This window comes from Burkholderia oklahomensis C6786, from assembly GCF_000959365.1.
GTDB lineage: Bacteria > Pseudomonadota > Gammaproteobacteria > Burkholderiales > Burkholderiaceae > Burkholderia > Burkholderia oklahomensis.
Genome location: NZ_CP009556.1, coordinates 2133185 through 2155099, shown reverse-complemented (window position 1 = coordinate 2155099; position 21915 = coordinate 2133185). Strand labels below are relative to the sequence as shown.

Below are 21915 nucleotides of genomic sequence, written 5' to 3'. Positions count from 1 at the left end.
CTTAACAATTCTTGATGGTCTTTCCGAAAATATAGTCGCTTGCCGCACAAATACATGAGCACTTTTGATGTAATGCGCGGCCTGATTTGAGTGGAATTTTGAGATAGGCGGGGTAAACGGAGAACGGCCGTATCAAACGGGTGAGCGAATGCGTTTTCGGTGCATCGCCGGAATACGGCGGCGTCATGCGGCCGGCAGGTTGCCGCAACGCACGGCCCGCCGTAGATTTTTTGAACGGATTACGCTTGCTTTTCGTTTGACTTTCGCAGAAAGGCATGCGCGTTCGTTTCAATTGGCTCGTTGCCGCGTTCGTCCGCATGGCTGCAGGCGCCGTCCGTGCGCAGGAACTTACCGGTTCGCTCAAGAAAATCGAGGGGACGGCCGTCGTCGGATTCGGCATTCGCGAATCGTCGGTGCCGTTCTCGTATTTCGACAATCAGCAGCAGACATCGGCCATTCGCGCGACATCGCGGCGAAGATCGTCGACGAGATCAAGCGGCAATTGAAGTCGCCCGGGCACGTCGTCAAGGGCATGCCGATCCCGTCGCGAAGCCGCGTGCCGCTCGTGCAGAACGGCGCGAGCGATTTCGAATGCGGGCCGACGACGAACACGCTCGAACGGCAGCGGCAGGCGGCGTTCTCGAACGGCATCTTCCTAAACGGCATCCTCGCTTCGGCGCGCGCAAAGGCTCGGGCATCAAGGACTTCGGCGATTTCGCGGGCACGTCGGTCGTCCACGGGAACTACGCGTGCATGTTGCGCAGGGACGATCCCGAGCTCAAGAAACTCGTCGATTCGACGATCGCGCAGATGCGGACGTCGGGCGAAGCGGAGAAGCTTGACGAGAAGTAGTTCATGCAGCCGATTTCGCCGCGCGGGCTGAACCTGAGTCATCCGTTGTCGGCGGAGAAGCGCGCGCGCTTCAGGAATCCCGGCGATCGCGTGCAGTACTGAATACGATGCCCGCTCGCAGGAGGCCGGCGCGACACGCTTCGCCGCGCCGGCCGCTTGCTCGGTCGCTTGCCGCTCGACCGCCGTCGGCGCTGCCGCGCCCGGGTTCGCGGCCGGCTCCGCGTATCGCTCGCCTCGCCGCGCGCGTGTCGAAGCAATCGGCACGCAGCTTCACGATCCCGTCACATCGCATTGCTGTCTATTCCGGATAGTCCGGATGCCGCAACTCCATATTGCGAAACAGTTTTTTGCCGAAACTGAAAAAACAGCCGGAACCCGCATTACAAGGGAGTGCAAAACGAATCGATGAACTATAAAGGGATTGTTCAATTGACGATGAACGCGTACATTTCGGGTCCGCGCCGTAGTTTGAGAAATATCAAGACTCGTTTTCCCGAGCCCGGCGCCTGAGAGAAGGAACGATGAATAACGACACCAATCCCCACGCGCGTCGCTCGGGCGACGCGGCCGAGCCCATGGGTGGGGGGCTCACCCGACGCCAATGGCTGCAGCGCTCGCTCGCGCTGACCGCATTGGGCCTCGCCGGCTCGCTCACGCTGCGCGCGCTCGCCGATGCGCCGAGCGCCGCGCCGCTCGATGCGTTCATGACGCTGTCCGAAGCGTTGACCGGCAAGACCGGCCTGAACCGCGCGGTCGGCGAACGGCTGCTGCGCGCGCTGCAAAAAGGCTCGTTCGAGCTCGGCGACGGGCTGCCGAAGCTCGCGGGCGCGCTCGCCGCGAACACGCTCACGCCCGATCAGGAAGCCCTCGCGCTGCGCATTCTCGAAGCGTGGTATCTCGGCATCGTCGACAACGTCGTGATCACCTATGAAGAAGCGCTGATGTTCGGCGTCGTGTCGGACACGCTCGTGATCCGCTCGTACTGCCCCAACAAACCCGGCTTCTGGGCCGACAAACCGACCGAGAGGCAAGCCTGATGGCCGATACACAACAAGCGGACGTCGTTGTCGTGGGCTCGGGCGTCGCGGGCGCGATCGTCGCGCATCAGCTCGCGACGGCGGGCAAGTCGGTGATCCTGCTGGAAGCCGGCCCGCGGATGCCGCGCTGGGAGATCGTCGAGCGCTTCCGCAACCAGCCGGACAAGATGGACTTCATGGCGCCGTATCCGTCGAGCCCGTGGGCGCCGCATCCGGAGTACGGCCCGCCGAACGACTACCTGGTCCTGAAGGGCGAGCACAAGTTCAACTCGCAGTACATTCGCGCGGTGGGCGGCACGACGTGGCACTGGGCCGCGTCCGCGTGGCGCTTCATCCCGAACGATTTCAAGATGAAGACCGTCTACGGCGTCGGCCGCGACTGGCCGATCCAGTACGACGATCTCGAGCATTACTACCAGCGCGCGGAGGAAGAACTGGGCGTCTGGGGGCCGGGCGCCGAAGAGGATCTGCTGTCGCCGCGCAAGCAGCCGTATCCGATGCCGCCGCTGCCGCTGTCTTACAACGAGCAGACGATCAAGACCGCGCTCAACAACCACGACCCGAAGTACCACGTGGTGACCGAGCCCGTCGCGCGCAACAGCCGTCCGTACGACGGCCGTCCGACCTGCTGCGGGAACAACAACTGCATGCCGATCTGCCCGATCGGCGCGATGTACAACGGCATCGTCCACGTCGAGAAGGCCGAGCAGGCGGGCGCGAAGCTGATCGAGAACGCGGTCGTCCACAAGCTCGAAGTCGGCCCGCAGAAGAAGATCGTCGCGGCGCTCTACAAGGACCCGAAGGGCGTCGAGCATCGTGTCGAGGGCAAGTATTTCGTGCTCGCCGCGAACGGCATCGAGACGCCGAAGCTGATGCTGATGTCGACGAGCCACGATTTCCCGAACGGCGTCGGCAACCGCTCCGACATGGTCGGCCGCAACCTGATGGACCACCCGGGCACGGGCGTGTCGTTCTACGCGAGCGAGAAGCTGTGGCCGGGCCGCGGCCCGCAGGAGATGACGTCGCTGATCGGCTTTCGCGACGGCGCGTTCCGCGCGACCGAAGCGGCGAAGAAGATCCACCTGTCGAACCTGTCGCGCATCGACCAGGAGACGCAGAAGATCTTCAAGGCGGGCAAGCTCATGAAGCCCGCCGAGCTCGATGCGCAGATCCGCGACCGCTCCGCGCGCTACGTGCAGTTCGACTGCTTCCACGAGATCCTGCCGCAGCCGGAGAACCGCATCGTGCCGAGCAAGACGGCGACCGACGCGATCGGCATCCCGCGCCCGGAGATCACCTACGCGATCGACGACTACGTCAAGCGGGGCGCGGTGCATACGCGCGAGGTCTATGCGACCGCCGCGAAGGTGCTCGGCGGCACCGATGTCGCGTTCAACGACGAGTTCGCGCCGAACAACCACATCACCGGCGCGACGATCATGGGCGCCGATCCGCGCGATTCGGTCGTCGACAAGGACTGCCGCACGTTCGACCATCCGAACCTGTTCGTCTCGAGCAGCGCGACGATGCCGACGGTCGGCACGGTGAACGTGACGCTGACGATCGCGGCGCTCGCGCTGCGGATCTCGGACCAGTTGAAGAAGGAAATCTGATGCTGAAACGAACGCTTTCCTTCGTGCTGGCCGGCTGCCTTGCGTTGCCCGGCCTGGCGAGTGCGGCGGACGCCGCCGCTTCCGGCACGCGCGCCGCCGCGGCTTCGTCCGCACTCGGGGCTTCGTCTGCGCCTGCCGCATCCACCGCACCTGCGGCGGCCGTGCGTGCCGCCGATGCGGCGCTCGTCGAGCGAGGCCGCTATCTGGCCGTCGCGGGCGACTGCATGGCGTGCCACACGGCGAAGGGCGGCAAGCCGTTCGCGGGCGGCTTGCCGATGCGCGCGCCCGTCCTCGGCACGATCTACACGACCAACATCACGCCCGACAAGGAAACGGGCATCGGCGACTGGACGTTCGCGGACTTCGAGCGCGCGGTGCGTCACGGCGTCGCGAAGAACGGCGACAACCTGTATCCGGCGATGCCGTACGTGTCGTACGCGAAAGTCACCGACGACGACGTGAAGGCGCTCTACGCGTACTTCATGCACGGCGTCGAACCAGTGAAGCAGCCGGCGCGCAAGAACGAGATCCCGTGGTATCTGAGCATGCGCTGGCCGCTCAAGATCTGGAACTTCCTGTTCCTGAAGGACGGCGCGTATCAGCCGAAGCCGGAGCGCAGCGTCGAATGGAACCGCGGCGCGTATCTCGTGCAGGGCCTCGCGCACTGCGGCACGTGCCATACGCCGCGCGGCGTCGCGCTGCAGGAGAAGTCGCTCGACGAAACGGGCGGCAGCTTCCTCGCGGGCTCGGTGCTGTCGGGCTGGGACGGCTACAACATCACGTCGGACACGAACGCGGGGATCGGCGGCTGGTCGCAGCCGCAGCTCGTCCAGTATCTGCGCACGGGCAGCGTGCCGGGTCTCGCGCAGGCGGCGGGGCCGATGGCCGAAGCGGTCGAGCACAGCTTCTCGCAGATGACCGATGCCGACATCGGCGCGATCGCGACGTACATCCGCACGGTGCCCGCCGTCGCCGACGGCAGCACGAAGGCGCGCGCCGCATGGGGCAAGCCGGCCGAGGACGGGATCCGGCTGCGCGGCGTCGCGCTCGCGTCGACGGGCATCGATCCCGCGCGCCTGTATCTCGGCAACTGTGCGAGCTGCCACCAGATGCAAGGCAAGGGCACGCCGGACGGCTACTACCCGCCGCTCTTCCACAACTCGACGGTCGGCGCGCCGAATCCGACGAACCTCGTGCAGGTGATCCTGAACGGCGTCGCGCGCAAGGCGGGCAAGGAGGACGTCGGGATGCCGGCGTTCCGCCACGAGCTGTCGGATGCGCAGATCGCCGCGCTGACGAACTACCTGGCCGTCCAGTTCGGCAATCCGGCGGCGAAGGTGACCGAGCAGGACGTTGCGAAGCTGCGCGCCACGCAGTAACGTACGAGTCGTTATCCGGCGATCGGGGGAGGACGGCATCGCACCGGGCGGCTGTCCGGTGGCAGGTCGCAGTCGACAGGGAGGCGGCTCACGGCGCGCGCCGTGAGCCGCCTCGGTTCGCAACCGGCACGTGCGTGACGCCTCGCGCGCGGCGCCCGCTTCCCGCTTCAGACGACAATGAGACAAACCTTCCTTGCGCCTCAAAAAGACCTTCTGCTGTTGCTTTCCCGCATTCTGCTCGTCATCCTGTTCGTGATCTTTGGCTGGGAGAAGCTGCTGAACTTCTCGGGCGCGGTCCAGTTCATGGCGGCCGAGGGTGCGCCGTTGCCGTCGATCGCGGCGGTCGTCGCGGTCGTGATGGAGTTCTTCGTCGGCATCGCGATCCTGATCGGCTTCTACACGCGGCCGCTCGCGCTGCTGCTCGGCCTCTACACGATCGGCACCGCGATCATCGGCCATCACTATTGGTCGATGCCTGCCGCCGAGCAGATGAACATGATGATCCACTTCTACAAGAACATCGCGATCACGGGCGGCCTGTTCGCCCTGTGCGCGGCTGGCCCCGGGCGCTATTCGCTCGATCGCGGTTGAGCGGCGTGCCGGACGTGTTTGGAACCTGAGAGAAGACAATAGGCGGAGAACAATGGGTTTTCATTCGAAGAAAATGATGGCTGCGATCGTCGCAGCCGGGCCGGCGCTCGCTTGCGCGCAAACGAGCGTCACGCTGTACGGGCGGGTCGACGGTGGCATCGAATATCTGAATCACATCGCGAATCCATCGGGCGGCAGTTCGTCGCGCTGGAGCGCCGAGAGCGGCGACTGGGGCACCAGCATGTTCGGCCTGAAAGGCGTCGAGGATCTGGGCGGCGGCACGTCGGCGATCTTCAACCTGGAGACCGCGTTCCAGGTGATGAACGGCACGACGGGCGGCGGCCGGATGTGGTCGCGGCGCGCGTACGTCGGCCTGAAGAACGACACGTGGGGCACGCTGCAGGCGGGCCGCAACCTCTTCATCGACAGCGACGGCGTGTGGGAATTCGATCCGTTCGTCCAGCAGGCGTTCTCGTCGGCGTCGCTCGTGCGCGGGCGCAACTGGCAGCAGACGAGCAACAACGTCGAATATCACAGCCCGGTGTTCGGCGGCTTCGACGTGCAGGCGCAGTACGCATTCGGCAACCAGTCGCGCGGCTTCAACTACGGCGCGCCCGGCGACTTCGGCCGCTCGGACGGCGTGATGCTCTCGTATCACTCGCCGATGCTCGACGTGCGCGGCATGTACGATGAATTGCGCGACAGCAACGGCCGGATGAGCAACATCTTCTCGAGCTCGCGCGAGTATTTCATCGGCGCGAACGTGAAGGTGCAGAAGTTCAAGATCCAGGGGGCGTACACGCATTACTCGGCGCCCGATACGCCGGCGGGCCTTGCCGATCGCGCCGATCACTTCTGGCTCGGCGCGACGTATCAGGCCAATCCGCAATGGGCGGTGACGGGCGGCGGCTACTACGTGCGCGTGCGCGGCGGCGACGGCAGCGACGCGTCGCACGATCCGTCCGGCCACGCGATCATGTATGCGCTCGGGACGACTTACAACCTGTCGAAGCGGACCTTCCTGTACGGCACGGTCGCCTATGCGCGCAACGGCGGGAATTCGAACTTCTCGCTGCTCGCGACGCCGCGCGACGCGACGCCTAACACGAGCCCGCTTGCGGGCGAATCGCAAACGGGCGCGTATGTCGGGATGATGCATACGTTCTGACGCGCGCGACGCGTGTCGCGCGATGCGGGATAGGGAGGGCTTCGGCGTTTCGGCCGAAGCCCTTTTTTCATGGGCCGGCGGCGTGGCGAGCGCGCCGGATCGTTCACGTGCGGCGGATTCGTTTCGCGATCCGGACGAATGCGAGCCGCGGCCCGCGCATCGCGCTCGAGCACGATGCGTCCGATTGGACATTAGATAGAAATACTGATTGCCGCCCATAACTGGACGGCGCAAAGTTGTACATACAACTTCGGCGCGGCTGAAATCGCCGCCAGAAGCCGTTCGTAAGCTCCCGGAAATCCGACGGACAGGTTGCGCGCCCGCTTCGCGGCGGCGGCGTGCCGCGCCCGTGCACATCGAGGAAATCGCAGATGCTCTTTCAAGGCTTCGGTCCGCTGCTCTGGGCCGGCACGGTCGAAACGGTCAAGCTTGCCGTCCTTTCGCTCGCCGCGTCGCTCGTGCTCGGGCTCGCGGGCGCGGCGGCCAAGCTGTCGCCGAATCGCGTGCTGGCCGGCGTCGGCACGTTCTACACGACGCTGATCCGCGCGGTGCCGGATCTCGTGCTGATGCTGCTGCTGTTCTACGGGATCCAGATCCTGCTGAACGACGCGACCGACATGCTCGGCGTCGATCAGATCGACATCGACCCGTTTGTCGCGGGCATCGTCACGCTGGGCTTCATTTATGGCGCGTACTTCACCGAGACGTTCCGCGGCGCGTTTCTCGCGGTGCCGCGCGGTCAGCTCGAAGCGGGCTTTGCGTACGGGATGAGCTCGTGGCGCGTGTTCGCACGAATCATGTTCCCGCAGATGATGCGCTTCGCGCTGCCCGGCATCGGCAACAACTGGCAGGTGCTCGTGAAGGCGACCGCGCTCGTGTCGATCATCGGCTTGGCCGATGTCGTGAAGGCGTCGCAGGACGCGGGCAAGAGCACGCTGAACTTCTTTTTCTTCACGCTCGCGGCGGGCGCGATCTATCTCGCGATCACGACGCTGTCGAACCTCGTGTTGATGTACCTCGAAAAACGCTATTCGGCGGGTGTGCGGAGGCTGGCGCTGTGATTCAGATCATCGGTCAATATTGGCAGAACTACCTGTTCAGCGACGGCTACCGGTTGAGCGGCCTCGCGATCACGCTGTGGCTGCTCGTCGTGTCGATCGGGCTCGGCTTTTGCCTCGCGGTGCCGCTCGCGATCGCGCGCGCGTCGCGCAACCGCTTGCTGTCGCGCGCGGTCTGGCTCTATACGTACGTGTTCCGCGGCACGCCGCTCTACGTGCAACTGCTGCTCTGCTACACGGGCATCTACAGCCTGAGCGTCGTGCACGATCATGCGTGGCTCGACAGCTTCTTCAGAAGCGCGATGAACTGCACGCTGCTCGCTTTCACGCTGAACGAATGCGCGTATGCGACCGAGATCTTCGCGGGCGCGATCAAGTCGACGTCGCCGGGCGAGATCGAGGCGGGGCTCGCATACGGGATGTCGCGGTTCAAGCTGTACACGCGCGTGATTCTGCCATCGGCGCTGCGCCGCGCGCTGCCGAGCTACAGCAACGAAGTGATCCTGATGCTGCACGCGACGACGCTCGCGTTCACGGCGACCGTGCCCGACATCCTCAAAGTCACGCGCGACGTCAATTCGGCGACCTACGCATCATTTCAGGCGTACGGGATCGCGGCCGTGCTGTATGCGGTCGTCGTGTTCGGCCTCATCTGGCTGTTCCGCCGGATGGAGGCGCGCTGGCTCGCGTTCCTGAGACCGCAGGGACGCTGACGCGCACGGCGGCATCGATACGAAGCTCAACGACGATCAAGGACGACGGCGAATGTACAAGCTCAGTGTGGACGACCTGCACAAGAAGTTCGGCGACAACGAGGTGCTGAAGGGCATCTCGATGAAGGCGAAGGCGGGCGACGTGATCAGCATCATCGGCTCGAGCGGCTCGGGAAAGAGCACGTTCCTGCGCTGCATCAACTTTCTCGAGCAGCCTTGCGCGGGCACGATCACGCTCGGCGACGAATCGATCCGCGTGGCGCGCGACAGGCGCGGCGCGCCGAAGATCGGCGATCCGAAGCAGTTGCAGCGGATGCGCGTGAAGCTCGCGATGGTGTTCCAGCACTTCAATCTGTGGGCGCACATGACGGTGCTAGAGAACGTGATCGAGGCGCCCGTCAGCGTGCTCGGCCTATCGCGCGCCGAGGCGCAGGCGCGGGCGCGCGGGTACCTGCGGAAAGTCGGGCTCGCGCCGAACGTCGAGGCGAAGTATCCGTCGCACCTGTCGGGTGGCCAGCAGCAGCGCGTCGCGATCGCGCGCGCGCTCGCGATGGAGCCCGATGTGATGCTGTTCGACGAGCCGACGTCGGCGCTCGATCCCGAGCTCGTCGGCGAAGTGCTGAAGGTGATGCAGGCGCTCGCGGAAGAGGGGCGCACGATGATCGTCGTCACGCACGAAATGGGCTTCGCGCGCAACGTGTCGAATCACGTGATCTTCCTGCACCAGGGGCGGATCGAGGAGGAGGGGCATCCGCAGGACGTGCTCGTCAACCCGAAGAGCGAGCGCCTGTCGCAGTTCCTGTCCGGCCGGCTCAAGTAGGCGGCCGGCGAGCGTCGGCGAGGGCGGCGCGCGATCTTGCGTGCGCCCGCGCCGACGCCGCCCATCGATTTACTCGCCGCTCGTCCACTCGACGTTCGCGCCGACCGAGCGCAGGTTCTCGACGAAGTGCGGATGCGCGCGCCGGATCGGCTGCGCGTTCAGGATTTCCGAGCGTCCGTCGATGCTCGCGGCGACCATCAAGAGCGCGATCGCGACGCGAATGATGTACGGGCTCTCGACGCGCGCCGGGCTGAGCGGCAGCCCGCCGAACGTGATCAGCCGATGCGGATCGGACAGGAACACGTGCGCGCCGAACTTCGACAGCTCGCCCGTCCAGCCCATCGCGCCGTCGTAGACCTTGTTCCAGAACATCACGCTGCCTTGCGCCTGCACGCCGAGCGCGATGAAGATCGGCAGCAGATCGACGGGCAGGTACGGCCACGGTGCGGCCTCGACCTTCGTCAGGATGTTGCGCGTGAACGGCTGCTTGACCTTCAGCGGGCCGTCGCGCAGCGCGTGCGACCAGCCGTTCTCGTGCGTGACCTGCACGCCGAATTTCGCGAAGGTCCGGTCGATCAGCGGAAACTGCTCGGGCGAGCCGTTGCGCACCGCGATGTCGCCGCCCGTGATCGCGCCGAGCGCGAGGAACGTCGCGATCTCGTGGAAGTCTTCGTTGAAGCGGTACTCGCCGCCCGCGAGCGCGCGGCCGCCCTGGATGCTCAGATGCGACGTGCCGATGCCTTCGATCGGCACGCCGAGCATCGCGAGGAATCGGCAGAACTCCTGCACGTGCGGCTCCGAAGCGGCGTTGACGAGCGTCGACGTGCCGTGCGCCGACGCCGCGCACAGCGCGAAGTTCTCGGTCGTCGTGACCGACGCGTAGTCGAGCCAGTGGTGGTTCGGCGTGAGCGGCCCGTCGGCGCGCACGATCAGCGAATCGGACGTGCGCTCGATCCGCGCGCCGAAGCGCTCGAACACCTCGACGTGCGGGTCGATCTCGCGCACGCCGAGCGTGCAGCCCTTCACGTCGTTCTCGAGCCGCGCGACGCCGAAGCGCGCGAGAAGCGGCGGCACCAGCATGATCGACGAGCGCATTTCCTCCGGCAGCCGGTGGACGGCCGGATCGAACGCCGTCGCGCGGTGGTGCAGGTCGAGCACGCCCGTCGCGTAGTCGATCGACACGTCGCTGCCGAGCGTGCGGAAGATCTCGAGGATCTTGCGGACGTCGGTGATGTCCGGCACGCCGACGAGCCGCAGCGGCCGGTCGGTGAGGAGCGTCGCGCACAGGATGGGCAGGACGGCGTTCTTGTTGGCGGACGGCGTGATTTCTCCGCGAAGCGGGGCGCCGCCGTGGACGATCAGGTTCGACATGTTCGGATGCAGGTGGATGTAATGACGCGCAAGGTCGATATCATGCCATCGTTCGCGAGGATTTCGCAGATTCGCCGTGCGGCGCGGCGGACGTGCGTGGACGGGCGGCGGCGAGGCGAGCGCTTCACACGAAGCGCGCGAAGGAGGATCATCGGACTGCGCGCGGCATAGGCGATCGTACCCTTTCAAGCGAGGCGACCCATGCAAACCGACGATTCCCCGATCTACGAAGGCGGCTGCACGTGCGGCGCGGTGCGCTACCGGATGACGTCCAGGCCGCTCGTCGTGCACTGCTGCCATTGCCGCTGGTGTCAGCGGGAAACCGGCACGGCGTTCGCGCTGAACGCGCTGATCGAATCGGACCGCTTGCTGCTGCTGCGCGGCGAAGTCGACATCGTCGATACGCCGTCGAACAGCGGCAAAGGCCAGAAGATCGCGCGCTGCCCGCGTTGTCGTGTCGCGGTGTGGAGCCACTATGCGGGCGGCGGCGGCGCGGTGAGCTTCGTTCGCGTCGGCACGCTGGACAACCCCGATCGCCTGCCGCCCGACATCCACATCTTCACGTCGTCGAAGCAGCCGTGGGTGATCCTGCCGCCCGATGCACGCGCCGTGCCCGAATACTACTCGTCCGACGAGGTCTGGTCGGACGAGAGCCTCAAGCGGCGCGCGGTGCTGCGTGCGAAGCGGGAGCGGGATCGTTAGCCGTCTCGATGGCCGTTCCGCCGGCGCTCGGCAATCGAGCCGTTGCGCGAGGCGTGCGACAGTCGACGCGCGAGATGACCGGCATCGACGTGAAGGGGCTGCGGCTGATGGAGAACGCGTCGAGTCGTCGACGGCGCGGCACGCTCGCATCGATCCATGCGCGCACGCCCTGCAAACGAAACGCCGGCGCGACTTTCGCCGTGCCGGCGTGCTTGGGATCATGCGGCTCATGCCGGCGTGGCCGGCACGTCAGGCTTTACAGGCAGCTATTGATGTCGCCTGCGGCCGCACTGTCCGCCGAGCCGCTGCCCGCGCGGAAGCCGACCCACGTCTTCGCGTTGCCGGCGCGCGCCGGGCGCACGACCGCGGCCGCGCCGTTCGGCGGTTGCTGGCCCGGCACATAGACATCCGCCGCAAGACCGTTCGCGAGCACTTCCTGCGTGACGACCTGCTGTTGCGCCTTGTCGGCCCAGGTCTTCGCGATGCAGGTTGCGACGTCCTGCGCAGGCTTCTGGCTCTGTCCCACGTTCTGGACGTCGGTGCCCGCGGCGCTGGCCGAAGTTGCCACAATCAATGCGATGAACGGTAAATATTTCACGTTATCTCCCTCTGGTCGTGATTCGTGAATCGGATTTCAACGGGTACTACGATCCAATCTGAGTGCGCATCGTCGGCGATGTTCCGACGAATCGGAAACAAGATGTTAAGGAGCTTGCCAAGCGAGGCGGAGTGCGCCGTGCGCGCGATGGCCGCGCCGCACGCGGATGTGCGACGACCCGGCGTTGCCGAGGCGTCGCGCGTGCTTGCGGATGAATTGATTGATTGGCGCTGCGAAGGAGTGAAGAAGGCAAGGCGGTGCGCGAATCGCTGTCCGTCATACCGGATTCGGCGCGATCGAAACCGCCAGCCTACGCCGCGCGGTTCTCCGACCGCTTGGCGTAGGGTGCATGCTGACGGTGGCCCCGTCGCGTTCGTATTCGTTGAGTTAATGATGGCAAAGACCGCGCGCGACGACTGTTAAGCACGTTCAAATCGACGGGCAAAGATTGTCATAGATTGTTTGGCGCGCGGCGCGCGTCTGACGGTGCGTGGAGTCTTTATTAGACTGATGCAGCTTTCAAGTCACGAGGCTCACGCTTCGGACAGCGAAAGTCGATCTTCGAACAGTCTTCCCGCCCGAGAGGCGGAACGTCTTCCGGCCCTTCCGATTCTCTCCGCCGTCGTTTCGCCATCGGGCGAGCGATGCGCGTCGCAGTCATTTCGCTACCGCACAGCGCGCTTGCCCGTGTCGCCGCGCGATGTCGAGCGGACACGCGTGTTAGCGAGGCATGGAGATTGCGTCGATGCGGAAACGCTCGCGCACTGCGCTTTGCGTTGCGCTCGATCGGACGAACGCTTGCATCGCCGTCGCGCCGACGCCGCGCGATCGAACAAGCGGCGCTGCATTCGTGGCTGGTATCCGCCGACCGAATCAATAGAGCCGCGTGCGGTTGCGTTCCTCGAGTTCGCGCTCGTATTGCTCGGCGTCGAACCCGGCGGGCGCGAGCTTCTTCAGGATCGCGCCGGGCGACGGCAGCTCCGTGCGCGGCACGTGCTTCGAGGCATCCCACAGCTGCGAGCGCAGGAACGCCTTCGAGCAATGGAAATAGACGGCTTCGATGTCGACGACGATCGCCGCCTTCGCCGGCTTGCCGTCGACCGCGAACGACGCGAGCAGCTCGGGATCGATCGACACCTTCGCGCGGCCGTTCACGCGCAGCGTCTCGCCGACGCCCGGCACGACGAACAGCACGCCGACGCGTCCGTTCGCAACGATGTTGCGCAGCGTGTCGATGCGGTTGTTGCCGGGACGGTCGGGGATCGCGAGCGTGTGCGGGTCGAGCACGCGGACGAAGCCGGGGCGGTCGCCGCGCGGCGAGCAGTCGAGGCCGCCCGCGCCCGACGACGCGAGCACGATGAACGGCGACTTCGCGACGAATGCGCGGTAGTCGTCGCTCATGTACGGGATTTCCTTCCACAGCGAGCGATCGCTCGGCTTGCCGTAGTGCGCTTCGAGTTGTTCGGGTGTCGTGAGAAACATCGGTGATCCTGCGAGATCCGGCGGGCGGGGCAGTCATTATGCGGGCTGCGCGGTATTCCTGCCGCGGGCGGTCCGCGGCTCTTCGCGATCCGGCTCGATCGCGGCGAACCAGCGGTTCAGCGCGGCTCGACGGGCTCGTGCAGCGTCCCGACGAGCGCCGCGCCTCAATTTTTTGCTCGTCACTCCCGTTTTGACGATCCGGTTTCGGAGCGTCCCGATTTCCCGTTCGAGTGTCTTTTTCATCGTGCGTAGACCGAATTCGCATGGCGGACGATTATCCTCCCATGCGGGTGCGGGTGCGGGTGCTCGTCGCCTTCGGCGCGACGCTCAGCCTGCCTTGCGCGTCGGCGCGAAGCGGCGCTTCACGAATGCCGCCGGATGCGCGCGGCGGAAGCGCTCGCGCTTGTGCTCATCGTCGAAGTGCCGCAGCGCCGGCTTCACGAGATCGCTGCGCGAGACGATGCCGGCGAGCCGCATCGTCTCGGGATCGGCAACGACCGGCAGGCGCTCGATCTGATGGACGGCGAGCCGCGTCGCGACGAGGCGGCACGTCTCGTCGGCCAGCGCGAAGAGGGGGGCGCGGCGCGGAAGCACGTCGGATACCCGCACGTCGGATACCCGCACGTCGGCTACCCGCATGTCGGCTACCTGCATGTCGCCGTCGCTCGCATCGCCTGCCCGCGCATCGCCGCCAACGTCGAGCGTCGCACGATCGAGCAAGCCGATCAGCACCCCGTCGCGCACGACCGGGTACGCGCGGTGCGCCTGAGTCGCGCCGAAGTACCGCGCCCGCGCGATGCCGATGCTCAAGTCCGCATCGACGGTAACGACGTCGCGCGTCATCACTTCGTCGACGTAATGACGCTCAAGCGGATCGACGCCGTACTCGCGATAGATGTGATGGCCGCGCCGCGCGATCTTCTCGGTCATGATCGAGCGCTTCATCGCGACGGTCGCGAAGCCGTGCGCGACGAGCGTCGCGGTGAGCAGCGGCAGCAGCGCGTTCGCGTCGTGCGTGAGGCCGAACGCGAACACGATCGCGGTGAGCGGCGCGCCGAGCGTGGCGCCGAGCGTCGCCGCCATGCACACGAGCGGCCATAGCGCGGGCTCGCCGCCCGGCAGCACGGGCCCGAGCAGCGTGCCGAGCCCCGCGCCCAGCATCAGCAGCGGCGCGAGCACGCCGCCCGACGTGCCCGAGCCGAGCGCGATCACCCAGATCACCGCCTTGACGACGAGAATCGCGAGCGCGATCTGCAGCGCGATGTGGCCGTGCAGCAGATCGCCGATCACGTCGTAGCCGACGCCGAGCGCGCGCGGCTCGATCAGCCCGCCGATCCCGACCGCGAGGCCGCCGATCGCGGGCCACCACATCCAGTGGACGGGCAGCTTGCCGAACCCGTCCTCGATCTTGTAGAGCGCGACGGACAGCCCGCACGCGAGCGCGCCCGACAGCAGGCCGGCGAGCGCGCACGAGCCGAGCGCGGCGGCCGACGGCGGCGCGGTCACGAGCGGAAACAGCGGGCCGACGCCGAAGCACGCGGCGCGCGCGAAGCCCGCGACCGCGCACGCGAGCGCGACGGGCAGGAAGCTGCGCGGCCGCCATTCGAACAGCAGCAGCTCGACGGCGAGCAGCACCGCGGCCACCGGCGTGCCGAACACCGCGGTCATCCCGGCCGTCGCGCCCGCGACGAGCAGCGTCTTGCGCTCGGCCGCCGTCACCTTCACGAACTGCGCGATCAGCGAGCCGATCGCGCCGCCCGTCATGATGATCGGGCCTTCCGCGCCGAACGGCCCGCCGCTGCCGATCACGATGCCCGACGCGAGCGGCTTCAATACCGCGACCTTCGGCGACATCCGGCTCTTGCCGAACAGGATCGCCTCGATCGCCTCGGGAATCCCGTGGCCGCGGATCTTGTCGGAGCCGAAGCGCGCGATCAGCCCGACGACGACGCCGCCCGCGACCGGCACCGCGACCGCCCACGGCCCGAGCGTGTTGAGCGCGGGCGAGCGGTCGGCGAACGAGAACCGCTGGAAGAAGAACAGGTTCGTGAACAGGTGGATGAGGCTCAGCAGCGCGAATGCGGCGAACGTGCTGAGCACGCCGATCGCGAGCGCGAGCAGCGCGATGCGCGGCAATCGTGCGTTCGACGCGAAATCGCGTTTGTGTGGGGCGGCGATGCTCATGATGTCGGGGGAAACGTTCGTGGTCTTATCGGTTCAGTAATCGATCTGCGGCACCTGGAACGCACCGCGCAGCGACTTCAACTCCGCGCGGTGCAGCTCGGCGAGCCGCGCGAGCAAACGCACGCCGGCCGGCTCCAGATGCACTTCGACTTGCCGGCGATCGGTCTCGCTCGGCTTGCGCCGGACGAGTCCGACGGCTTCACAGCGCGTCACCAGCGCAACGACGCCGTGATGCTGCGCCTGCAGCCGCTCGGCGAGCTCGCCGACCGTCGCCCAGTCGCGCGCCGGATAGCCCTTGATGTGGAGCAGCAGCAGGTATTGCAGCGGCGTGATGCCCTCGCTTTGCGCGGCCCGCTCGGAGAAGCGCTCGAAGCGCCGCATCTGATAGCGGAATTCGGAAAGCTGTTCGAAGTCTGCCTTGCGCAGCTCGCGTGCCGGTTTCGTCATCGACGCTCCAACGTGATCGAAAAGTGCGCAAATATATCATAATATGATGTATTTCCATGGTGTCCGGCGTGCTCGAATTCATCGTGCCGATTCCTTTCGCGATGCCTCGCGCTTACGCGGCGAGACGCATTTGCGACTGCCGATAGAGCCCGGCGATCAGGTCCGCCTGCGTGACGATGCCGGCGAGCCTCTGGTCCGCGTCGACGACCGGGATGTGATGGTGGCCGTGATCGGCGAAGAGCGGCACGAGCTCGGCGATCGGTGTCGTCGTGCGCACCGTGTGCACGCGCGCGCTCATCACCGCCCGCGCGACGAACGCCGGGCCGACGAGCGAGCGCGGCAGCCGCGCGGACAGGCTGCGCAAGAGGCCCGGCGTCGCGTACGGCGCCGCCCTCGACAAGTCCGCGCGCGTGACGATGCCGACGACGCGCGCGTTGGCGTCGACGACGGGCAGCGCCTTGATCCGATGCCGGTCGAGCAGCGTCATCGCGGCGGGCAGCGGCGTGTCGGGCGCGATGCTGATCGCCGGTCGCGTCATGATGTCCGCGCACGACAGCTCGTCGAACGTGCGAGCGTACGCGCGCAGCTCGGTCTCGCGCAGCAGTGATTCGAGATCTTCCGGCGCGACGTCGAGCCATTCGCTGCGGCTTTTCAGCGCCGCTTCGAGATCGGCGCGCACGAAGCGCGCGTGCAGCGGCGTCACGGCCGCATCCGTCTTCGATTCCGTCTGCGGCCGCGCGCCGCCGTGCGGATAGCGGTGGCCGGTGAGCGCGTGATAGACGAGCGCCGCGCCGAGGAGGGCCGCCGATTGCAGTGCGATCGGCTCGACGACGAAGCGAAAGCCGAGCGCGTGCACGGCCGGGCCGCCGACGACCGCCGTCAACGCGACCGCGCCCGACGGCGGATGCACGCAGCGCAGCGCGAACATCGCGCCGATCGCGCACGCGATCGCGAGCGACGCGGCGAGCACGGGATCGGCGATCCACTGCGCGCACGCGACGCCGACCGTCGCCGCGACGAGGTTGCCGCCGATCAGCGACCACGGCTGCGCGAGCGGGCTCGCCGGCACCGCGAACAGCAGCACGGCCGATGCGCCCATCGGCGCGACGAGGAGCGGCACGTCGCCCGGGACGCCCGGCAGCACGCGCATCGTCACGCCGACGCAGCCGATGCCGGCGAGCGCGCCCGCGCATGAACGCAGGCGTTCGCGCCAGCCGAGCGTCACCGGGATCGGGACGAAACGCAGGAGCCAATGAACGAGGCGGTGGGCGAGGCGATGACGAAACACGAGAGACGAAGACAAGGTCGGACTGCCGTAACGTAAAAGGAAGGTGCGCCGATCGGTCGCGCGCCGAGCGCGAAATTATATGTCATTGTGATATAAATTGCCGACCCCGCCGATCGCGGAGCCGGCTGTCGGCGTTTCAGGATGCGGAAAACGTGCGCGGGCGAGCGCGCCGGCGCGCATCGGCGTACAATTCGCCCGATCTGATCCCGACGAATCACATAATTTGCCGCCCGCGATGCCCGCCTTCCGCCTTCCCATGGCCGCGCATCCGGTCGATCAGCCGCCTTCCGGCCGCGTTCAGCGGCGCTTGCCGCATCTCGCCGGCCACCGTTCCCCATCCCTACCCGAAGCCCATCCCATGGACATGCTCGATAACATGCGCCTGTTCGTGCGCGTCGTCGAAGCCGGCAGTTTCACCGCAGTCGCGAAGGAAATCGATGCGACCACCGCTCAGGTGTCGCGCGCCGTCTCGAACCTCGAAGCGCACGTGCAGACGCGTCTGTTGCACCGGACGACCCGTCATCTCGGTTTGACCGAAAGCGGCCAGCGCTACTTCGAACGCGCGAAGTCGATCCTCGCCGAGATCGACTACGCGAACGCCGAGGCGCGCAACGCGCTGCTGCGGCCGAGCGGCAAGCTGCGGATCCATGCGATGACGGGGCTCGGGCAGAGTCACGTGGTGTCGTCGATCGTGCGCTATCAGGAAGACAATCCGGACGTGTCAGTCGAGCTGACGCTCGCGCAGCGGATGCCGAACCTCGTCGAGGAAGGCTACGACGTGTCGATCGTGTCGGCGTCGCATCTGCCCGATTCGGGCTACGTCGCGCAGACCTGCGGGACGAGCTGCAGCGTGCTCGTCGCGTCGCGCGAGTATCTCGCGCGGCACGGCGCGCCGACGACGCCGGAGGATCTCGCGAAGCACGTGTGCCTGCGGCTCGACACGCCGGCGTCGCCGGGCGGCGAATGGCGGCTCGAGCGCGATGACGGCGACGAGACCGTGTACGAGCTGCCGCCCGCGCCGTTCCAGGCGAACGTGCCGGATGCGCTGTCGGTCGCGGTGCGCGCGGGGCGCGGGATCGGCTCGATCGCGCTGTACACGGCGCTCGACGACATCCGCGAAGGGCGGCTCGTGCGCGTGCTGCCGAACTATCGGCTCGATACGCTGAGCGTCTACGCGGTCTATGCGACGCGCCGCTACCTCGACGCGAAGATCCGCACGTTCCTCGACCATCTGCGCACGACGTTGACGCCCGCGCTCGCCGAGGACGTCGTGGAGCTCGACCGGCTCACGCGCGCCGACGCACTGCCGGCACGCAAGCGCGCATGAGCGCGCGCGGCCGCGGATGCGGTCGCCGCGTTCCGCGCGAGGAATAATCGCGACGCGAACGCGAACGCGAACGGCGCAGGCCCGGCAGCCTGTCGCCGAATTGGAAAGAGGGGCGCGTGGAGCGAAGCCGCGCGCGCCGAACGAGGCCGGCGCGGGCGAGCGGCGTCAGTGCGTGACCGACAGGAACAGGTAGGCGGCGAACAGCGACAGGTGCACGACGCCGTGCAGCACGGTCGTGCGTCCCATGCTCAGCGTGAGCGTGCTGACGAGCAGCGTCAGCGACAGCAGCACCGTCTCCATCCCGCCGATGCCGAGCGTGAGCGGGGTGCCCGTCGAGATGAACACGGCGGCGACGGTCGGGATCGTGAGGCCGATGCTCGCGAGCGCGGAGCCGAGCGCGAGATTCATGCTCGTCTGCAGCCGGTTCGCGCGCGCCGCGCCGACCGCGGCGAGCCCTTCCGGCAACAGCACCAGCGCGGCGATCACGATGCCGACGGCCGCTTCGGGCGCGCCAAGCCTGAGCACCGTGCGCTCGACCGCGGGCGACAGCAGCTTCGCGAGCAGCACGACCGCGACGAGGCTCACGAACAGGAACACGATGCTCATGAGCGCGGTGCGGCCGCTCGGCGGCACCGCGTGAACGGATTCGTCGGCGGCGCTGCCGTCGATCAGGAAGTAGTCGCGGTGGCGCACCGTCTGCACGAATACGAACATGCCGTACAGCACGAGCGACGACACGCCCGCGAACGCGAGCTGCGACGTCGACAGATGCGGGCCGGGCGCGGCGCTCAGGTAGTTCGGCATCACGAGCGACAGCACCGACAGCGACGCGAGCACCGCGAGCGCCTTCGTCGCGCCGCGTCCCTGGAAGTCCTGCTCGCCGTGCTTCCAGCCGCCGACGAGCAGGCACAGCCCGACGATCCCGTTGCAGACGATCATCACCGCCGCGAACACGGTATCGCGCGCGAGCCCGGATTTCTCGGGGCCGCCCGTCAGCATCACCGACACGATCAGCGCGACCTCGATCACGGTGACGGCGATCGCGAGCACGAGCGTGCCGAACGGCTCGCCGACGCGGTGCGCGACGACTTCGGCGTGATGGACGGCGGCGAACACCGCGCCCGCGAGCGCGGCGGCGACGATTGCGATGACGAAGCCTTCGGCCGGCACGACGCGCGACAGCGCGAGCACCAGCCAGGCGGCGAGCGGGGCGGCGAGCGTCCAGCGCGGGAGGGCGGGCGAAGAGATCGGCATGGAGTGTCCTTGGTCGAGGCGGGGCGCGAGCGGAGATTCTAACAGGCGGTCCGGCACCGATATCCGGCGGACGGCCGCGCGATGCCGCGCGGGCCGGCCGACGACGACGCCGAAAAACGCCGCGATCGCGCCGCCGATGGTTGCGGAGCGCGCATGCCGTCGGCCGGCCGTTCGGCGCGCCGCGCATGCTCTACAATGGCGCGGCCGCGCGCGCGGCGTCTCTCAACCTTTCGTCTTCCCGGCCTCTCGATGATCGTCGACCGCCTGATCTCCGAAATCCTGTTCGGCTTCACCGGCCTCATGGGCATCATCAATCCGTTCGGCATCGCGTTCCTGTTCCTCGAACGCACCGAGTCGCTCAGCGAATCGCAGCGCGCGGCGCTCGCGCGCAAGGTCGCGGTCAACGCGTTCATCGTGCTGCTCGCCGCGTTCTTCGTCGGCACGCCGATCCTGCATTTCTTCGGTATCTCGCTCGAGGCGCTGCGGATCGGCGGCGGCCTCGCGGTGGCCGTCGCCGGCTGGCAGATGCTCAACCAGCCCGACGTGCCGAGCGGCGGCGACACCGCGGCGCAGCCCGTCGAGCCGCGCAACGCGATGGCGCGCGCGTTCTTCCCGCTGACGATTCCGTTGACGACGGGCCCCGGCTCGATCGCGACCGCGATCGCGCTGAACGCGAACCGCACGCACAAGCTGTCGGAGTTCGTGCTGTCGAGCATCGTGTCGGTCGCGGTGTCGGCGCTCGCCGCACTCGTGATCTGGCTGACGTACAGCCGCGCGGCGTTCCTCGCGCGCTACCTCGGCAGCGAAGGGACGAAGGTCGCGATGCGGGTGTCGGCCTTCCTGCTGCTGTGCGTCGGCGTGCAGATCATGCTGACGGGCTTTTCCGAGTTCCTCCAGCCGCTCGCCGACCAGATCAAGTGAGCGACGCGACGCGCGGCCGGACCGGCCGCGCGCGAAAGGACGCTCAGCGTGCGGCCGCGAGCATCGGATAGGTGAACAGGCCGAAGTGCGCGAGATTCAGGCCGACGTGTGCGAGCACCGCGGCCTGCAGTCCGCCGGCGCGATACGCGAGCCCGTAGCCGATGCCCGCGACGGTCGCGAGCGCGACCCATTGCCAGCCGCCCGCGACGTGCGCGGCGCCGAACAGCAGCGCGGCGGCGACGAGCGCGACCGCGCCCGCGGCGGGCACGCGGTTCGCGAGCAGCCGGCTCAGCCCGCCTTGCAGATAGCCGCGGAACAGCGCTTCTTCGGCGAAGCAGACGAACAGCAGATTGTTCGCGAGCCACAGCCATGCGGAGTCGGGCCACTTCGGCGTCCAGCCGACGAGGCCGATGCCGAGCGCGAACACGAGGCAGACCGCGGAGGTCGCGACGGCCGCGACGATCCCCGTGCGCCATGCACGCGCGCGGTCGTCGATCGGCTGGAGCCACGGCAGCACCCACAGCAGCCAGAAGCCGACGAGCGGCTTGTCGAGATTCAGGTACATCGAAAACGGCGCGGCGTCGGGCGTGTAGCGCACGGGGCCGATCACGCGCGGGTTGTGAAAGCCCGGCAGCCAGTGGAGCATCAGCGCGATCGCGAGCGCGGCGAACACGACGTGCCCCGCAACGCGGACGGCCGCGGGGCGCTGCGGCGCGACTGCGTATGCGGCGGCCGCGAGGAGCGCGATCGGCGCGAGCGCGACGGGCGCCATCAGGCCGGTCGCGAACGCGCCCGCATAGCCGAGCGCGCCGAGGCCGATGCTCGCCGCGCGCAGCTTCGGAAACCAGACGGCCGCGAGCGCGGCGACGAAGAGCGCGGCCCATGGAGCCGCGAGCCAGAGGGTATTGCCAGACATGAATAGCACCACGAATGATCTGATGAAAGGCCGCACATCATATCGCGTTCGTGGTCGCGGGCCGGATGCGCGTGGCGCGGGACTCGCGTCGGAGACGGTGCGGCGCGCGTCGGATCGTCTGTTTTTCGGGCGATGCGGTGCGCGCCGGGCGGCGTCGGGCGGCGTCGGTTTCGCCGCCGTCCGACGTTGCTCCG

At 67.4% G+C, this 21915-nt stretch carries 20 protein-coding genes and 2 pseudogenes; 12 read left to right on the top strand and 10 right to left on the bottom strand.

The genetic code is table 11. The features are described from left to right. Window position 1: 1 nt before the first annotated feature. A complete protein-coding gene (locus tag BG90_RS37615; protein WP_232288931.1) occupies window positions 2-277 on the bottom strand; it encodes a histidine kinase in 276 nt (91 codons plus the stop codon). Here BG90_RS37615 and BG90_RS35785 point away from each other — a divergent pair. The 9 genes and pseudogenes from BG90_RS35785 (at window position 276) to BG90_RS27215 (ending at window position 9231) form a co-directional block, all read left to right on the top strand. Next, a pseudogene (locus BG90_RS35785) lies at window positions 276-954 on the top strand (transporter substrate-binding domain-containing protein). The gene BG90_RS37615 and the pseudogene BG90_RS35785 overlap by 2 nt on opposite strands. A 419-nt stretch (window positions 955-1373) precedes the next feature. After that, window positions 1374-1889: a sugar dehydrogenase complex small subunit gene (locus BG90_RS27250; RefSeq protein ID WP_010108852.1), complete on the top strand. Its 516-nt coding sequence runs from the start codon at window positions 1374-1376 to the stop codon at window positions 1887-1889. Further along, window positions 1889-3502, top strand: a complete 1614-nt coding sequence (locus tag BG90_RS27245; RefSeq protein ID WP_010118596.1) for a GMC family oxidoreductase — start codon at window positions 1889-1891, stop codon at window positions 3500-3502. Before BG90_RS27250 ends, BG90_RS27245 begins: the two co-directional genes overlap by 1 nt. Continuing rightward, complete coding sequence (locus tag BG90_RS27240) at window positions 3502-4881, top strand: cytochrome c (RefSeq protein WP_010118598.1); 1380 nt, start codon at window positions 3502-3504, stop codon at window positions 4879-4881. The genes BG90_RS27245 and BG90_RS27240 overlap by 1 nt, the downstream gene beginning before the upstream one ends. Window positions 4882-5058: 177 nt before the next feature. Continuing rightward, the gene (locus BG90_RS27235) at window positions 5059-5472 is read left to right on the top strand and encodes a DoxX family protein (RefSeq protein ID WP_025990216.1); all 414 of its coding nucleotides are present in this window, start codon (window positions 5059-5061) and stop codon (window positions 5470-5472) included. A gap of 52 nt (window positions 5473-5524) precedes the next feature. Next, a complete protein-coding gene (locus BG90_RS27230; RefSeq protein WP_010108857.1) occupies window positions 5525-6640 on the top strand; it encodes a porin in 1116 nt (371 codons plus the stop codon). A 371-nt stretch (window positions 6641-7011) separates the two neighbouring features. Continuing rightward, the gene (locus BG90_RS27225) at window positions 7012-7701 is read left to right on the top strand and encodes an ABC transporter permease (RefSeq protein ID WP_010108858.1); all 690 of its coding nucleotides are present in this window, start codon (window positions 7012-7014) and stop codon (window positions 7699-7701) included. Beyond that, window positions 7698-8411: an ABC transporter permease gene (locus BG90_RS27220; protein ID WP_010118611.1), complete on the top strand. Its 714-nt coding sequence runs from the start codon at window positions 7698-7700 to the stop codon at window positions 8409-8411. The genes BG90_RS27225 and BG90_RS27220 overlap by 4 nt, the downstream gene beginning before the upstream one ends. A 52-nt stretch (window positions 8412-8463) precedes the next feature. After that, window positions 8464-9231: an ABC transporter ATP-binding protein gene (locus BG90_RS27215; protein ID WP_010118613.1), complete on the top strand. Its 768-nt coding sequence runs from the start codon at window positions 8464-8466 to the stop codon at window positions 9229-9231. A gap of 69 nt (window positions 9232-9300) precedes the next feature. On the opposite strand, the gene BG90_RS27210 is transcribed toward BG90_RS27215, so the two are convergent. Continuing rightward, the gene (locus tag BG90_RS27210; RefSeq protein WP_010108861.1) at window positions 9301-10602 is read right to left on the bottom strand and encodes a UDP-N-acetylglucosamine 1-carboxyvinyltransferase; all 1302 of its coding nucleotides are present in this window, start codon (window positions 10600-10602) and stop codon (window positions 9301-9303) included. Between the two features lie 201 nt (window positions 10603-10803). On the opposite strand from BG90_RS27210, the gene BG90_RS27205 reads away from it, so the two are divergent. After that, a complete protein-coding gene (locus tag BG90_RS27205; protein ID WP_010108862.1) occupies window positions 10804-11304 on the top strand; it encodes a GFA family protein in 501 nt (166 codons plus the stop codon). Window positions 11305-11560: 256 nt separating this feature from the next. On the opposite strand, the gene BG90_RS27200 is transcribed toward BG90_RS27205, so the two are convergent. From BG90_RS27200 to BG90_RS37935, 6 genes and pseudogenes are all read right to left on the bottom strand, one after another. Beyond that, complete coding sequence (locus tag BG90_RS27200; protein ID WP_232239119.1) at window positions 11561-11830, bottom strand: hypothetical protein; 270 nt, start codon at window positions 11828-11830, stop codon at window positions 11561-11563. A gap of 945 nt (window positions 11831-12775) precedes the next feature. Beyond that, window positions 12776-13384 (bottom strand): pyridoxamine 5'-phosphate oxidase family protein, encoded by a 609-nt coding sequence (locus BG90_RS27195; protein WP_010118615.1) that lies wholly within the window; start codon window positions 13382-13384, stop codon window positions 12776-12778. A gap of 327 nt (window positions 13385-13711) precedes the next feature. Beyond that, window positions 13712-15568 carry a chloride channel protein gene (locus BG90_RS27190; RefSeq protein WP_045568474.1) on the bottom strand — a complete coding sequence of 619 codons (1857 nt, stop codon included), beginning with the start codon at window positions 15566-15568 and terminating at the stop codon, window positions 13712-13714. Window positions 15569-15601: 33 nt separating this feature from the next. Continuing rightward, the gene (locus BG90_RS27185) at window positions 15602-16015 is read right to left on the bottom strand and encodes a MarR family winged helix-turn-helix transcriptional regulator (protein ID WP_010118626.1); all 414 of its coding nucleotides are present in this window, start codon (window positions 16013-16015) and stop codon (window positions 15602-15604) included. A gap of 112 nt (window positions 16016-16127) precedes the next feature. Then, on the bottom strand, window positions 16128-17318 hold the full coding sequence (locus BG90_RS27180) for an HPP family protein (RefSeq protein ID WP_025990218.1): 1191 nt from the start codon (window positions 17316-17318) through the stop codon (window positions 16128-16130). A 60-nt stretch (window positions 17319-17378) separates the two neighbouring features. Then, a pseudogene (locus BG90_RS37935) lies at window positions 17379-17641 on the bottom strand (hypothetical protein). Between the two features lie 20 nt (window positions 17642-17661). On the opposite strand from BG90_RS37935, the gene BG90_RS27175 reads away from it, so the two are divergent. After that, on the top strand, window positions 17662-18630 hold the full coding sequence (locus BG90_RS27175) for a LysR family transcriptional regulator (protein ID WP_010118629.1): 969 nt from the start codon (window positions 17662-17664) through the stop codon (window positions 18628-18630). A 165-nt stretch (window positions 18631-18795) separates the two neighbouring features. On the opposite strand, the gene BG90_RS27170 is transcribed toward BG90_RS27175, so the two are convergent. After that, window positions 18796-19884: a calcium:cation antiporter gene (locus BG90_RS27170; RefSeq protein ID WP_010108874.1), complete on the bottom strand. Its 1089-nt coding sequence runs from the start codon at window positions 19882-19884 to the stop codon at window positions 18796-18798. A 249-nt stretch (window positions 19885-20133) separates the two neighbouring features. Between BG90_RS27170 and BG90_RS27165 the strand changes: the two genes are divergently transcribed. Continuing rightward, a complete protein-coding gene (locus BG90_RS27165; RefSeq protein WP_045568473.1) occupies window positions 20134-20805 on the top strand; it encodes a MarC family protein in 672 nt (223 codons plus the stop codon). Window positions 20806-20848: 43 nt separating this feature from the next. On the opposite strand, the gene BG90_RS27160 is transcribed toward BG90_RS27165, so the two are convergent. After that, window positions 20849-21757: a CPBP family glutamic-type intramembrane protease gene (locus BG90_RS27160; RefSeq protein ID WP_010122083.1), complete on the bottom strand. Its 909-nt coding sequence runs from the start codon at window positions 21755-21757 to the stop codon at window positions 20849-20851. Window positions 21758-21915 lie beyond the last annotated feature (158 nt).

What these genes read in the sequence shown, in the direction of transcription:
- BG90_RS37615 (WP_232288931.1), bottom strand. Translation starts at nt 277, where the DNA reads ATGCCTTTCTGCGAAAGTCAAACGAAAAGCAAGCGTAATCCGTTCAAA.
- BG90_RS27250 (WP_010108852.1), top strand. Translation starts at nt 1,374, where the DNA reads ATGAATAACGACACCAATCCCCACGCGCGTCGCTCGGGCGACGCGGCC.
- BG90_RS27245 (WP_010118596.1), top strand. Translation starts at nt 1,889, where the DNA reads ATGGCCGATACACAACAAGCGGACGTCGTTGTCGTGGGCTCGGGCGTC.
- BG90_RS27240 (WP_010118598.1), top strand. Translation starts at nt 3,502, where the DNA reads ATGCTGAAACGAACGCTTTCCTTCGTGCTGGCCGGCTGCCTTGCGTTG.
- BG90_RS27235 (WP_025990216.1), top strand. Translation starts at nt 5,059, where the DNA reads ATGAGACAAACCTTCCTTGCGCCTCAAAAAGACCTTCTGCTGTTGCTT.
- BG90_RS27230 (WP_010108857.1), top strand. Translation starts at nt 5,525, where the DNA reads ATGGGTTTTCATTCGAAGAAAATGATGGCTGCGATCGTCGCAGCCGGG.
- BG90_RS27225 (WP_010108858.1), top strand. Translation starts at nt 7,012, where the DNA reads ATGCTCTTTCAAGGCTTCGGTCCGCTGCTCTGGGCCGGCACGGTCGAA.
- BG90_RS27215 (WP_010118613.1), top strand. Translation starts at nt 8,464, where the DNA reads ATGTACAAGCTCAGTGTGGACGACCTGCACAAGAAGTTCGGCGACAAC.
- BG90_RS27210 (WP_010108861.1), bottom strand. Translation starts at nt 10,602, where the DNA reads ATGTCGAACCTGATCGTCCACGGCGGCGCCCCGCTTCGCGGAGAAATC.
- BG90_RS27205 (WP_010108862.1), top strand. Translation starts at nt 10,804, where the DNA reads ATGCAAACCGACGATTCCCCGATCTACGAAGGCGGCTGCACGTGCGGC.
- BG90_RS27195 (WP_010118615.1), bottom strand. Translation starts at nt 13,384, where the DNA reads ATGTTTCTCACGACACCCGAACAACTCGAAGCGCACTACGGCAAGCCG.
- BG90_RS27190 (WP_045568474.1), bottom strand. Translation starts at nt 15,568, where the DNA reads ATGAGCATCGCCGCCCCACACAAACGCGATTTCGCGTCGAACGCACGA.
- BG90_RS27185 (WP_010118626.1), bottom strand. Translation starts at nt 16,015, where the DNA reads ATGACGAAACCGGCACGCGAGCTGCGCAAGGCAGACTTCGAACAGCTT.
- BG90_RS27175 (WP_010118629.1), top strand. Translation starts at nt 17,662, where the DNA reads ATGGACATGCTCGATAACATGCGCCTGTTCGTGCGCGTCGTCGAAGCC.
- BG90_RS27170 (WP_010108874.1), bottom strand. Translation starts at nt 19,884, where the DNA reads ATGCCGATCTCTTCGCCCGCCCTCCCGCGCTGGACGCTCGCCGCCCCG.
- BG90_RS27165 (WP_045568473.1), top strand. Translation starts at nt 20,134, where the DNA reads ATGATCGTCGACCGCCTGATCTCCGAAATCCTGTTCGGCTTCACCGGC.